Below are 12,957 nucleotides of genomic sequence, written 5' to 3'. Positions count from 1 at the left end.
CACGATAATTTAGCAGAATGTTAACAAACTCAAATACACAAAACTACCAGAACCCAGCGACTACCGCAGATTGTTTTCCCCGTCATAACGGGGAAAGTTTAGCTTACGGTTTAAAGTCCAGAGGTGCGTTTTTAAACACTTCATATACCGCCTGGCTCGGTGGTTTTGGAATCTTCGCTTGTCGGGCTGCAGCAAGCGCTGCCTGACAAAGCGCGGGATCGCCACCTTCAGACTGGATGTCGAGCAGCATACCGTCAGAAGCCAGTTTTATCCGCAGCGTACAGGTTTTACCTGCATAAGACGATGCGTCGTAGAACTTGCTTTCAATGGCAGATTTAATCTGCCCGGCATAGTTGCTGATATCCGCGCCTGATGCGCCATTATTTTTAGTATTACCACTCCCCGCAGGAGAAGCGTTGTTCCCTTTTGCCCCACCGCCGGTTTTCGGCGCATTCTTACCGGAGCTAAGATCGCCAAGCAGATCGTCAACGCCAGATGCTGCAGCCGCTTTTTCAGCAGCGGCCTTTTTGGCCGCAGCGGCTTTCTCGGCTGCTGCTTTCTTATCGGCAGCGGCTTTCTCAGCTGCAGCTTTTTTATCAGCGGCGGCCTTTTCTGCGGCGGCTTTTTTCTCAGCAGCGGCTTTCTCGGCGGCTTTTTTCTCAGCAGCGGCTTTCTCGGCGGCGGCGGCGGCTTTGGCTGCAGCCGCTTTTTCCGCGGCGGCTTGCTTAGCGGCTTCGGCCTCGGCTTTCTTCTTCGCATCGGCAGCCGCTTTAGCCGCTTCTGCTTCTGCTTTCTTCTTCGCGTCAGCAGCGGCTTTTGCCGCCTCTGCTTCGGCTTTCTTCTGTGCATCCGCCGCGGCTTTTTTCGCGGCTTCTGCGGCTTCTTTCACCTGCGCATCAGCTTTCGCTTTGGCATCCGCCGCGGCTTTCTTCGCCGCTTCTTCAGCCTGTTTCTGCTGTTCCTGCGCTTTCTTCGCGTCGGCTTCAGCCTGCTTCTGCTGTTCCTGAGCCGCTAAACGTTCTTTCTCGATCTGCTTAAGCCGTTCCTGTTCGGCAGCCTGCTTCTCACGAAGCTCTTCCGCCTGCTGCTGCTCCAGTTTTTCACGTTGCTCTTTGGCACGCTGCGCACTTGACTGTTGCTGCTGCTGACGTTCGTACTGCTGAACCACGGCGCCAGGATCAACCATCACGGCATCGATGGAAGAACCACCGCCGCCGCCGGCTGAAGCCTCAATATGCTCATCGAACGAACTCCAGATCAGGACTGCAAATAGGATGACATGCAGCACCGCTGAAATAATTATCGCCCGTTTGAGCTTGTCGTTTTGTTCGGTTGCCTTTGACACTCTCGGTTCCCAAAAACTGTTCGCCTGTTACACGTTCTCTTTAAAACCAGAGACGCAAATGATCAGATAGGCTGCGTCATTAAGCCAACCGACTTCACACCTGCACTGTGCAACAAGTTCAGCGCTTTAATTATTTCATCGTAAGGCACATCTTTCGCGCCCCCGATCAAGAAGACCGTTTTCGGATTGGACTCCAGGCGACTTTTCGCCTCGGCGATCACCTGTTCCGGCGGTAGTTGTTCCATACGATCTTTCTCAACCACCACGCTGTACTGCCCTACTCCGGAAACCTCAATAATGACCGGCGGATTATCGTTACTGCTAACGGCCTGCGACTCGGTCGCATCCGGCAGATCGACTTCCACGCTCTGCGTAATGATCGGCGCTGTCGCCATAAAGATCAGCAGCAGCACCAACAGCACGTCGAGCAACGGTACGATGTTGATTTCGGACTTCAGGTCGCGACGACCTCGTCCACGCGATCTGGCCATGGCTTACCCCTTGTTGCTTTCGCTAACGGTAAACGCCTGACGGTGCAGAATCGCGGTGAACTCTTCCATAAAGTTGTCGTAATTCAGTTCCAGCTTGTTAACACGCTGATTCAGACGGTTGTAGGCCATGACCGCCGGGATTGCCGCAAACAGACCAATTGCCGTAGCAATCAATGCTTCCGCGATACCCGGAGCAACCATCTGCAACGTCGCCTGTTTTACCGCCCCGAGCGCAATAAACGCATGCATGATCCCCCACACGGTACCGAACAGACCGATATACGGGCTGATGGAACCCACGGTGCCGAGGAACGGAATATGCGTTTCCAGCGTTTCAAGTTCACGGTTCATCGAGATCCGCATCGCACGAGACGCCCCTTCCACCACTGCTTCCGGCGCATGGCTGTTTGCCCGATGCAATCGTGCAAACTCTTTGAACCCGCTATAAAAGATTTGTTCCGAACCCGCCAGATTATCACGGCGTCCCTGACTCTCCTGATACAGGCGAGACAGTTCAATTCCGGACCAGAATTTGTCTTCGAACGCTTCGGCTTCACGCGCGGCGGCGTTAAGAATACGGGTCCGCTGGATAATGATGGCCCAGGATGCGATTGAAAAACCAATCAAAATCAACATGATAAGTTTAACCAGAAGGCTTGCCTTCAGGAACAAATCAAGGATATTCATGTCAGTCACTGCTTAAACTCCGCGACAATAGACTTGGGAAGCGCACGAGGCTTCATTTTGAGTGGATCAACGCAAACAATCAGAACCTCAGCCTCATTGAGCACGGTGTTCTCTGCGTTGACAATGCGTTGCGTGAAAACCAAAGAGGTGCCACGCATTGACGTAATTTCTGTTTGGATTTCGAGCATATCGTCGAGTCGCGCAGGCGCGTAGTATTCCAGCGTCATTTTACGCACCACGAAGGCAACTCGCTCAGCCAACAGCACCTGCTGACTGAAGTGATGATGACGCAGCATCTCTGTGCGTGCTCGTTCATAAAAAGCGACGTAACTGGCGTGATAAACCACACCACCGGCGTCGGTGTCTTCATAGTAAACACGTACCGGCCATCGAAATATATACTTATTCATTCCTGCTGCCTTTTTGTTGGCTTCGTCCACTCACACCGTCACTTACGCCTGTAAGCTCCTGGTGATTCGCGTACTTACCGCCGCGATGCTTCAAGAATGCTGTTGTATATAGCGTTGTATTCACTTTACATCCCGGTAATGCAATTAGGCTGTTGACTGCCATTGTTTACGGATGGCAGGACACAGCCTCACGTTAGTGCTTTTAAACGTTGCTACTATACGCGCGCGATTGAGGCTTGGGAATGGGGGGAAGTTAAGGGAGAGTAAAAATATATGGGCTTATGCAAGCCCATAGATCATTCAGGATGTTTCTTATTCAAAAGAAGAAGAATATCAGACCGACAATAAGCACGATATCGGCGAGTAGCGGAGAGAAAATCCCCTGCCAGTGCGCGGCGCGAGGACGAAAACCCACGCCATGAATGATGCCCGCACAGACCGCCCACATCAGCAGCAGACCGTGCCAGATTTCCAGCCCGCTGGTTTTAGCCGCGAAGCGGGAGGGATCCCAAAACATACATCCTGCTAACACTAGCGCCATCACCAAAGAAAGCGCCCGTAACGGGCGCTTGTCCATCGCGTTATATTGCATCGCGATCAGGGTGGTCATCAGTGTTCTTCTTGACCGTCTTTGCTTGCCTCGACGTGCTCAAGGGCCAGCGCAGTGATGATCCCAAATGCACAGGCAAGAAGCGTTCCCAGAATCCAGGCGAAATACCACATAGTTTGCTCCTTACTTAGTACAGAGAGTGGGTATTGTTTTCAATATGCTCTTTGGTGATGCGACCGAACATTTTCCAGTAACACCAGCTGGTGTAGATGAGAATGATCGGAACAAACACCACAGCAACCCAGGTCATCAGATTCAGCGTCAACTGACTGGACGTCGCATCCCACATGGTCAGGCTCGCGTTCATCATGGTGCTTGAAGGCATCACGAACGGGAACATGGCGATACCGGCAGTCAGGATGATGCAGGCCAGCGTCAGAGAAGAGAACAGGAATGCCCATGCCCCTTTCTCCATGCGGGACGTCAGAATCGTCAGCAACGGCAGCGCCACACCCAGTGCCGGAACCAGCCACAGGATCGGTGCATTGTTGAAGTTGACCATCCAGGCACCCGCTTCACGTGCCACTTCTTTGGTCAGCGGGTTAGACGCTGCATGATGATCAATCGCAGAGGTCACCACGTAGCCATCAATACCGTACATCACCCAGACACCCGCCAGTGCGAAGCAGACCAGAGTGACCAGCGCCGCAATCTGCGATGTCGCACGTGCACGCAGGTGCAGTTCACCCACGGTACGCATTTGCAGATAGGTTGCGCCCTGAGTAATGATCATCCCTACGCTCACCACGCCCGCCAGCAGACCAAACGGATTCAGCAACTGGAAGAAATTACCGGTGTAGAACAGACGCAGATACTCATCGATATGGAACGGTACGCCCTGCAACAGGTTGCCGAATGCCACGCCGATCACCAGCGGCGGCACGAAGCTCCCCACGAAGATGCCCCAGTCCCACATGTTGCGCCAGCGGGTGTCTTCAATCTTAGAGCGGTAATCAAAACCGACCGGACGGAAGAACAAGGATGCCAGCACGAGGATCATCGCCACATAGAAACCGGAAAACGCCGCGGCGTAGACCATCGGCCAGGCTGCAAACAACGCGCCGCCCGCGGTGATCAGCCACACCTGGTTACCGTCCCAGTGCGGGGCGATGGAGTTAATCATAATTCGACGCTCGGTGTCGTTACGACCGAGGAAACGGGTGAGCATGCCCACCCCCATGTCGAAGCCATCGGTGACCGCAAAACCAATCAGCAGAATGCCAACCAGCAGCCACCAGATAAAACGTAGTACTTCATAATCGATCATTTGACGACTCCTGTCTTAGCGTGCCGGCTGAGAAGCCACGGTGGACTGCTCATAGTGGTAGCGACCCGTTTTCAGGCTGCTTGGGCCAAGGCGTGCGAACTTGAACATCAGGAACAGTTCAGCCACCAGGAACAGGGTATACAGGCCACAAATCAGGATCATGGAGAACAGCAGGTCACCGACGGTCAGCGACGAGTTCGCCACTGCGGTTGGCAACACCTCACCGATCGCCCACGGCTGACGGCCATATTCGGCAACAAACCAGCCGGCTTCTACTGCAATCCACGGCAGTGGAATACCGTACAGCGCGGCGCGCAGCAGCCATTTCTTCTCACCGATGCGGTTACGAATCACGCTCCAGAAGGAGAGCGCAATGATCGCCAGCAGCAGGAAGCCACAGGCCACCATGATACGGAAGGCGAAATACAGCGGCGCAACGCGAGGAATAGAATCTTTCGTCGCCTGCTGAATCTGCGCTTCAGTCGCATCAGAGACGTTCGGGGTATAGCGTTTCAGCAGCAGGCCGTAACCCAGGTCTTTTTTCATCACGTTGAACTGATCGCGAACCGCCTGGTCGGTCGAACCGGCACGCAGTTGCTCCAGCAGTTCATACGCTTTCATCCCGTTACGGATACGCTCTTCATGCTGCACCATCAGGTCTTTCAGACCGATAACTGGCGTGTCGACAGAACGTGTCGCAATGATGCCCAGCGCATACGGGATCTGAATCGCCAGTTTGTTTTCCTGCGAATCCTGATCCGGAATACCAAACAGGGTAAAGGCAGCTGGAGCGGGCTGAGTCTCCCACTCTGCTTCAATGGCCGCGAGTTTGGTTTTCTGCACGTCACCCATTTCGTAACCGGATTCATCACCCAGAACGATAACAGACAACACAGCAGCCATACCGAAACTGGCAGCGATAGCAAAAGAGCGTTTTGCGAAAGCGATGTCGCGACCTTTCAGCAGATAATAAGCACTGATACCGAGGATGAACATCGCACCGGTCACGTAGCCAGACGCCACGGTGTGCACAAATTTCACCTGGGCTACCGGGTTAAGGACCAGTTCAGAGAAGCTCACCATCTCCATACGCATGGTTTCGAAGTTGAAATCCGATGCGATAGGGTTCTGCATCCAGCCGTTTGCGACCAGGATCCACAGAGCGGACAGGTTAGAACCTAATGCGACCAGCCAGGTTACCGCCATGTGCTGAACTTTACCCAGACGATCCCAGCCGAAGAAGAACAGACCTACAAAGGTGGATTCGAGGAAGAAGGCCATCAGACCTTCGATCGCCAGCGGCGCACCGAAGATATCCCCAACGTAGTGGGAATAGTAAGACCAGTTTGTCCCGAACTGGAACTCCATGGTCAACCCGGTTGCGACACCCAAGGCGAAGTTGATACCAAACAACTTGCCCCAGAACTTAGTCATATCTTTATAAATCTGTTTGCCGGAAAGGACGTAAACCGTTTCCATAATGGCCAGCAGGAACGCCATACCGAGCGTCAGTGGCACAAAGAGGAAGTGGTACATCGCGGTCAAGGCAAACTGTAAGCGCGACAGTTCGACTATATCTAACATCATGACTCCTTGCTCATCGCATGAAGACTCCGAGAGTGAACCCCGTTAGAAAGGGTCACACGCATGCCCCAATACAAATTTATTTGTGCACTCTCGCCGTTGCCGTTTTCCTGGAGAAGGAAACAGAAAGGGCGAAAGGTTACAAACATGTTAATAAAAAACTCAAATTGATCCCGCAATTATATTACGCCGCAAAATCCTTACAATAAACAGGTTTTTATTGAGGAATATTTGCATTTTTCGACAGTGATCAATTTATAGCGAATTCATCACTTTTCCACCAATTTGATCGGCGACAATTTAACTCGTTTCACGTCGGTTTTCCAATGTTTAAACCTTGATTTAAATCAAAAACAGGACTTTTTGTTAACTATGTTTAAATGGAGTAATTATGGTGAAAAACATGTTGCAAACATGTGCATCTACGGGAGGGATGGTTACTAAGTGAAAATGTATATATAAAAAAACAGTGTTTTAATTAACGCCAACACAGGAATTTATCTTCCCTTTCCCGATGAGTTCAGCGTAGACAATTTATTGTTATTTGCCAGGATATAAATTTCACGTGTCAATATTCACAATTATTTCACTTTTATAGCGGTATAAATTAACACCGCACAGTTATTATTCTGTTAAGAAAAAAGCCACGCGATGCGTGGCTTGTGTCTGTTTGCTGGCTATTCACACAATTTTGTAGCTGAACGTTCGTGTTTGTCCCGGCAAAACCGGGCCGAAGTCGCTGCGCTTTTCATCAACGCTCTTAAGCGGCTGCTCATCCAGACGCGTTTCTGTACACGATTGAACCGCGCTACCGAAGGCAACCGTTGCGTCGCATGGCTCCGAATCGGAGGGATTAAACAGGCGCAGGATCAGTTCATTCCTCCCTTCAGCTTTCTTCAGGGTGCTCAACTGACACCCAACCGGTGGCATAGTGAATAAACTGTAGTGGTCAGGCGTCATGAAACCGGCCTTGTTCAGTTTCATCGCATCCCACGGAATCTTGTTATAACACTGTACGGGTGTGAGCCAGGCCCTGGCCTGCTGAGCAATACCGGCATTCACAGGCGTACCGGTATAACTGAAAAGGCTCAACCGACCGTGCAATCGTCCGCGCAGTTGTGCATCCGGTACCGCCATTTTAATGCCTGAAGGACGACCTGGACGCAAAAGCAGATCCTCTTTCCCCAGTAGTCCTACACCGCGTAGTAGCGTGATGGCGAAAGTTTTTTCCCGGTCACCCAGCACTTCAAATTCCCGCAATCCTTCAGTGAAAACTGCCAGACCATTTCTGCCCTCCTGAAGCGTCGCATAGTTAAGCATATTCCAGACGGGAATCGGTGCCTCTTTCCAGCCCTCTTCCCGCCAGTTTGCCAGTGCGGGATCCCGCACGGGGCGACTCACCGTACCAAACTGCGTATCTGCCAGCACAGTGTCGGTCACAAACGGAGTGGGGATCAGTACCCGCAGACGATGATCGTCTGCCTGATTATCCAGAAGGACTTCAATATCAATTCGCCTGCTGTTGTGACTCAGGATGACCGTTATTTCAACCCCAATCCTACCGCTACGCTGGCGAGCGCGACGTTCCGTAAGATTGAGCGGCACGTCCATTTGATAACGAATCCGCGCCCGGCTTTGCCAGGCTTCATGGGTCATAACACACTCTGCTTTTACCGATGCGGAAGTCAACCGCCACTCTTCTCTGGCGGGCGAGTAGTCATACTCATCCCCATCATCAGATCCCTCTTCCAGCACCAGAACGCGGTCATAGCAGATGCCGCTATCTTTGTCATACAGACGCAGCGTTCCGTCGTCGTTAACGGCTATCTGCCAGAACGCATTTTCCAGCACTTCTGCCCCTGGCGTTTCTGGTGCAACGTGATTTCCCGCCTCCCCTTGCGTTACGTACAGCGTGCGATAACCCATCGACGGTACTATCTGCTGGATTTGGATATCAAACTCCATAAACGGTTCGTAGTTACCGTAATGCACGATCTGCCTGTCTATCAGACCAGGATCGATTTCGCGAACCCCGCGAACAAAAAAGGGAACGGGATTTCCCCGATCGTCACGCAGGCAAAACTGATGACCTCTCAGGCGGATCGTTGTGTTAATCACCTCTTCACGCGGCCACGGCATCAGGTTAAACAGCACCAGTTTATCGCTGTCGCTGAGCGGCATGTTGTCCGTGATTTTGCGCAGATAAAAGCGGATCAGGTTATCCGCCATATCCTCCGCCAGTTCGAAGCGCGCGATGATTTCCCGGTGAACCTTATCGCTGCAGCAACATCCAATGCTGTCGTGAGCATGATTCTTTAAAATCTCTTTCCACATTTTTTCCAGCAAACCGTGGTGATACTCAAAGCCAAGCGTCCAGGCCAGCGTCGCCAGAGGTTCAAGGATATTGACTACCTTATTTTCAATACGCGCATGAATGAGTTTGATGTCCATCCGCGTCGAGCCAATCGTACGGTGTACCCGCATATACTTACCGTCAATAAATTCGCCTTTCAGCGTGGCCAGTTGTTCACGTCGATTCTCGATATGTTCAAACACCGCTTCAAAACGGCTCATCACAAACTTTCGCTGCGGGTAGATCTCGCGCAGTTTGTCCATCACCGCAAAAATGTTCTGTTGCAGCGGCATCTGATCGTGACCATTCGGCAGCAATATCTCTTTTGTCACAGACGCTTTTTCCAGCACCTCAAAATAGCTGTCAAGCCGTTTGCGCAGCCCGCTCTCATCCTCGGGTAAGTACTTACCAATCGCGTAACCCAGTGGCAATACCTGCGCGACGACTTCACTGCCATCGCTGCTTTGCCATAAAAATTCGGTCTTATCGGTACCGTGTCGCTCTGAACAACCGCGCCAGAACATCGTGCGGGTGATGCCAAATCCGTTGTAGATATGCGGAAGCTGTCCCGACATGCCAAAGGAATCGGGTAGATAGCCAATTTTCATCGGCTCGCCAAAAGCCAGGCAATCACGCATGCCATACAGCAGGTTACGCACAATAGACTCACCGGAGACAATGGTGGTATCCGTCTGGGTGTACCATGGGCCGATAATTAACTTTCCGGTTTGCACCAGACGTTGTACCCGATGGGTATTTTCCGGCTTTATCGCAAAGTAATCCTCCAGCACTGCCGTCTGTCCATCAAGAACGTAATATTTATAGTCGGTATCCTGTTCCAGTCGGGTGAGGATCTCTTCCATATTGTTGACCAGCAAAATGCGTGACGCTTCGGTGGTAAAATACCACTCCCGATCCCAGTGCATATGCGGGGTAATGTGAACGCGAGATACAGCTTTCATCTTCGTTTCCTGTTCAGAATTAAGACATTACGCCATCAGTCGTATATTTACCCTGCTTCACCGCATAGCGTCGCCAGAGCAGCAAAACCAGCGTTGAGATAACGGTTCCCACCAGCGCCGCACCGAACCAGCCTGCCGCGGCCAGTACGCCGCCGTACCCGGCATCGTGCAGCAAAAAGAGTGAAAAAATACCCGCGCCAGGCGTTGAGAGACCAATATTCATCGCCCCAACCATTGCCCCTGTCGCCATTGACCCGAGGACAAAGGAGCCAATCACCCGCACAGGATCTTCAATCGCCATCGGGATTGCCCCTTCTGTAATACCCGCCAGCCCTAGCAGCCATGTGGATTTCCCGGTTTCAATTTCAAACTCTTTAAACAGACGGGGAGAAATTAACGTTGACGCGGTCACCGTAAATGCGGAGACCATTTTGACCGAGGCAAAGATGGCATAAGGACCGTAGACGCCGTTCGCCATCGCCCCCAGACAAAAGGCATAGGCGGCCTTATTGACCGGGCCCCCCAAATCAAATGAACACATAAAGCCGAGAATCGCGCCAAGCAGCAGCGCATTCGCCCCAGATAAACCGTTAAGCCAGGCGGTCAGGCTGTTGTTAATCCATGCCACCGGTTCGCCGACAACAAACAACATCAGGCTGCCTGCCCCCAGCGTACCAACCACCGGATAGAGGTAAAACGACAAAAAACCGTTGAATTTACTGCTCAATCGCAGGTGTTTTTTCACCCAGCGCATCAGGTATCCAGCAATTAATCCCCCTGCGATTGCGCCAAGAAAACCGGAACCAATCATGTTCGCGGCAAGCCCGGCAGCAAAACCGGGTGCCAGTGCGGGTTTATCCGCCAGAGAATACGCGGTGTAAGCCGCCAGTACAGGCACCATCAACACACCGAGCATTCCACCGCCAAGTTTGCGATACATCCACAGCCAGGAGTTCTCCTGTTCGAACAGCGGTTGCAGACCGAATATCTGCGCCAGTAATACCGCGACAGCAAGTACCGTCCCACCCGCAACAATCAGCGGCACGGCAAAGGAGATCCCACTCAGTAAGGCCTGTTTTATCTCCGTCTTAAGCCCTTTAGGCTGATGGCTCTCTTCCTGCCGCACGCGCTTGACATTTTGTGGTTCAAGCGCCAACGCTTGCCGGATCAGTTGCTCAGCATGGCGAATCGGTTCGGCGACGGGTACCGTCAGCACCGGGATCCCTGCAAACCGTTCGCTCTCTTTGATTGTCACCTCAGCGGCCAAAATACAGGCACTGGCCGAATTCAGTTGATCTGCCGTTAAGCGCCCTTCAATACCGTTAGCGCCCTGCTTTTCAACAAACACATTGACGCCCAACTTCCGTCCGGCTTTCTCCAGATATTCCGCCGCCATATAGGTATGCGCGATCCCCGCCGGACAGGCGGTCACACACACAATTGTGGGGGCGTTGAATGGCGTTGCGACCATTGGTCCATGCCCGTTGTCATCCAGCGCCGCCAACAGCTCGTCAGCACTCGTTGCCGCCATAACACGGGCTCGCGTTTCTTCATCAGCCAGCCTCGTGGTGAGCGCGGTCAACAATTGCATATGGGTACTGCCCGCCTCTTCCTGTGGGATGGCGAGCAGGAAAATCAGGTCAACAGCTTCCGGACCGTCGACCCCTTCCCAGCTCAGGGGCTTGCTGAGCGTCGCCACCGCAAAAGCGGCTTCTTTCACAGCCGACGTTTTCCCGTGTGGTACCGCCAGCCCTTCTCCTAACGCAGTCGGTCCGAGGTTTTCACGTGCAAACACGGCTTCCAGAAAGGTATCAGAATCAGCAATTTTGCCCAACGCCGTCAGCCGCTGCGCTAACGTACGAATCGCCTCTTCACGGCTGGTAAACCGGGCGTTCAGGCACAGCGCGTCCCGCTGGGTTAACGTCGTCAGGTTCATCATGATCCTCACAAAATGGTTGTTTTATGTGCGAAGGAGTGTGCCAGACAAAACAATACATTTATGTGATCATTTTCACTTAAAGACGATAATTTGTATTTAATTTGTATTGTTTACACATTCAATTCATTAGGCATAATGTGAAAAGTCGTCTTAACAACCTGACAGAAAAAACCATGAGCCGAAAACCACTTTATCGACAGATAGCCGACGGGATCCGTGAACAAATCCAGCGAGGTGAGTTGAAGCCCGGTGATGCTCTGCCGACAGAATCCGCGCTACAGGCGGCATTTGGGGTCAGTAGGGTCACCGTGCGTCAGGCGCTAAGGCAGTTAACCGAGCAGCAGATCATCGAAAGCATTCAGGGCAGCGGCACATACGTTAAAGAGGATCGGGTTAATTACGACATCTATCAATTAACCAGTTTTGATGAAAAGCTGACCGACCGTAGCAGCGATACGCACAGCGACGTGCTGGTTTTCGAAGTGATTCAGGCCGATGATTTTTTGAAAAATCAATTACAACTGGCTGATGACAAACGGGTCTGGCACGTCAAGCGGGTGCGTTACATCAAGCAAAAACCAGTCGCGCTGGAGGAGACGTGGATGCCGTTGGCATTATTCCCTGATTTAACCTGGCAGGTGATGGAAAACTCAAAGTACCACTTCATTGAAGAGGTGAAGAAACAGGTCATTGAACGCAGTGAGCAGGAGTTGATTCCACTGATGCCCACCGAAGAGATGAGCCGCCTGCTTGCTATCCCGCTCACAAAGCCAATCCTGGAAAAAGTGTCGCGTGGTTTTTTAAAGGGAGGACAGGTATTCGAATACAGTCGCAATGCGTTTAATACTGACGATTATAAATTTACGTTGATCGCCCACAGGAAACAGCGTTAATCGGAGTGCGCTTTAAAACTATTTCGACGAAGTGTTAACTGCTTCACAAATATAAAGTCAATGTAATATGCTGAATTTTTCATGTCCCAACGCGGGAATTGCAAACAACTCACCATCATATTTATCATTTTATTAACAATAATAAAATGGCGTATAGAAACATTATGCTTTATTCCGTTACGCGCCTCACACTTCTTCTTCTAAAATTATTTAAACACCTATTCCGCACAAAGATAAACAAATAGGATTTAGATCACAAACATAGAAAGCCGTTTAATAGGAATCTATTTATTAAATATATACACCATCCAGAATAAAGCATATAACTAATTGATAATAAACAATTTTTAAATTTTCATTCATAGAACAGTCGTTTTTCGAAAGATATTTTGAAAATAGATCAATTGCATCCATCG

11 protein-coding genes are annotated in these 12,957 nt (G+C 51.4%); 1 reads left to right on the top strand and 10 read right to left on the bottom strand.

What is annotated here, in order from left to right:
• Positions 1-103 precede the first annotated feature (103 nt).
• The 10 genes from tolA to mngA form a co-directional block, all read right to left on the bottom strand.
• On the bottom strand, positions 104-1,345 hold the full coding sequence (gene tolA / locus C2U53_RS17310; RefSeq protein ID WP_043001340.1) for a cell envelope integrity protein TolA: 1,242 nt from the start codon (positions 1,343-1,345) through the stop codon (positions 104-106).
• Positions 1,346-1,407: 62 nt separating this feature from the next.
• Entirely contained in the window at positions 1,408-1,836 is a 429-nt protein-coding gene (tolR, locus tag C2U53_RS17305) for a colicin uptake protein TolR (RefSeq protein ID WP_044266307.1), read from the bottom strand.
• Positions 1,837-1,839: 3 nt separating this feature from the next.
• Positions 1,840-2,532 (bottom strand): Tol-Pal system protein TolQ, encoded by a 693-nt coding sequence (gene tolQ, locus C2U53_RS17300; protein ID WP_080343208.1) that lies wholly within the window; start codon positions 2,530-2,532, stop codon positions 1,840-1,842.
• Positions 2,529-2,933, bottom strand: coding sequence for a tol-pal system-associated acyl-CoA thioesterase (gene ybgC / locus C2U53_RS17295; RefSeq protein WP_043001341.1), 405 nt, complete (start codon positions 2,931-2,933; stop codon positions 2,529-2,531). The genes tolQ and ybgC overlap by 4 nt, the downstream gene beginning before the upstream one ends.
• Positions 2,934-3,249: 316 nt before the next feature.
• Complete coding sequence (gene ybgE, locus C2U53_RS17290; protein WP_042320596.1) at positions 3,250-3,543, bottom strand: cyd operon protein YbgE; 294 nt, start codon at positions 3,541-3,543, stop codon at positions 3,250-3,252.
• On the bottom strand, positions 3,543-3,656 hold the full coding sequence (gene cydX / locus C2U53_RS17285; RefSeq protein WP_042320599.1) for a cytochrome bd-I oxidase subunit CydX: 114 nt from the start codon (positions 3,654-3,656) through the stop codon (positions 3,543-3,545). Before cydX ends, ybgE begins: the two co-directional genes overlap by 1 nt.
• Positions 3,657-3,670: 14 nt before the next feature.
• The gene (cydB, locus tag C2U53_RS17280; protein ID WP_043001342.1) at positions 3,671-4,810 is read right to left on the bottom strand and encodes a cytochrome d ubiquinol oxidase subunit II; all 1,140 of its coding nucleotides are present in this window, start codon (positions 4,808-4,810) and stop codon (positions 3,671-3,673) included.
• Between the two features lie 15 nt (positions 4,811-4,825).
• Positions 4,826-6,394, bottom strand: a complete 1,569-nt coding sequence (cydA, locus tag C2U53_RS17275; protein ID WP_043001343.1) for a cytochrome ubiquinol oxidase subunit I — start codon at positions 6,392-6,394, stop codon at positions 4,826-4,828.
• Between the two features lie 681 nt (positions 6,395-7,075).
• Positions 7,076-9,709 carry a mannosylglycerate hydrolase gene (mngB, locus tag C2U53_RS17270; protein ID WP_104446155.1) on the bottom strand — a complete coding sequence of 878 codons (2,634 nt, stop codon included), beginning with the start codon at positions 9,707-9,709 and terminating at the stop codon, positions 7,076-7,078.
• A gap of 19 nt (positions 9,710-9,728) precedes the next feature.
• Positions 9,729-11,645, bottom strand: a complete 1,917-nt coding sequence (mngA, locus tag C2U53_RS17265) for a PTS 2-O-a-mannosyl-D-glycerate transporter subunit IIABC (protein WP_104446154.1) — start codon at positions 11,643-11,645, stop codon at positions 9,729-9,731.
• A gap of 176 nt (positions 11,646-11,821) precedes the next feature.
• On the opposite strand from mngA, the gene C2U53_RS17260 reads away from it, so the two are divergent.
• Positions 11,822-12,541, top strand: a complete 720-nt coding sequence (locus C2U53_RS17260) for a GntR family transcriptional regulator (RefSeq protein WP_043001346.1) — start codon at positions 11,822-11,824, stop codon at positions 12,539-12,541.
• Positions 12,542-12,957: the final 416 nt, after the last annotated feature.

Source organism: Citrobacter sp. CFNIH10, assembly GCF_002934585.1.
GTDB classification, from domain to species: domain Bacteria; phylum Pseudomonadota; class Gammaproteobacteria; order Enterobacterales; family Enterobacteriaceae; genus Citrobacter_A; species Citrobacter_A amalonaticus.
The sequence above is the reverse complement of the archived record's forward strand: the minus strand, read 5'-3'. Positions and strand labels throughout refer to the sequence as shown.

Bases quoted from the DNA above. Each gene is read 5' to 3' on its own strand.
- cydX (WP_042320599.1), bottom strand. From the start codon at position 3,656: ATGTGGTATTTCGCCTGGATTCTGGGAACGCTTCTTGCCTGTGCATTT.
- ybgC (WP_043001341.1), bottom strand. From the start codon at position 2,933: ATGAATAAGTATATATTTCGATGGCCGGTACGTGTTTACTATGAAGAC.
- C2U53_RS17260 (WP_043001346.1), top strand. From the start codon at position 11,822: ATGAGCCGAAAACCACTTTATCGACAGATAGCCGACGGGATCCGTGAA.
- mngB (WP_104446155.1), bottom strand. From the start codon at position 9,709: ATGAAAGCTGTATCTCGCGTTCACATTACCCCGCATATGCACTGGGAT.
- mngA (WP_104446154.1), bottom strand. From the start codon at position 11,645: ATGAACCTGACGACGTTAACCCAGCGGGACGCGCTGTGCCTGAACGCC.
- tolR (WP_044266307.1), bottom strand. From the start codon at position 1,836: ATGGCCAGATCGCGTGGACGAGGTCGTCGCGACCTGAAGTCCGAAATC.
- cydA (WP_043001343.1), bottom strand. From the start codon at position 6,394: ATGTTAGATATAGTCGAACTGTCGCGCTTACAGTTTGCCTTGACCGCG.
- ybgE (WP_042320596.1), bottom strand. From the start codon at position 3,543: ATGACCACCCTGATCGCGATGCAATATAACGCGATGGACAAGCGCCCG.
- cydB (WP_043001342.1), bottom strand. From the start codon at position 4,810: ATGATCGATTATGAAGTACTACGTTTTATCTGGTGGCTGCTGGTTGGC.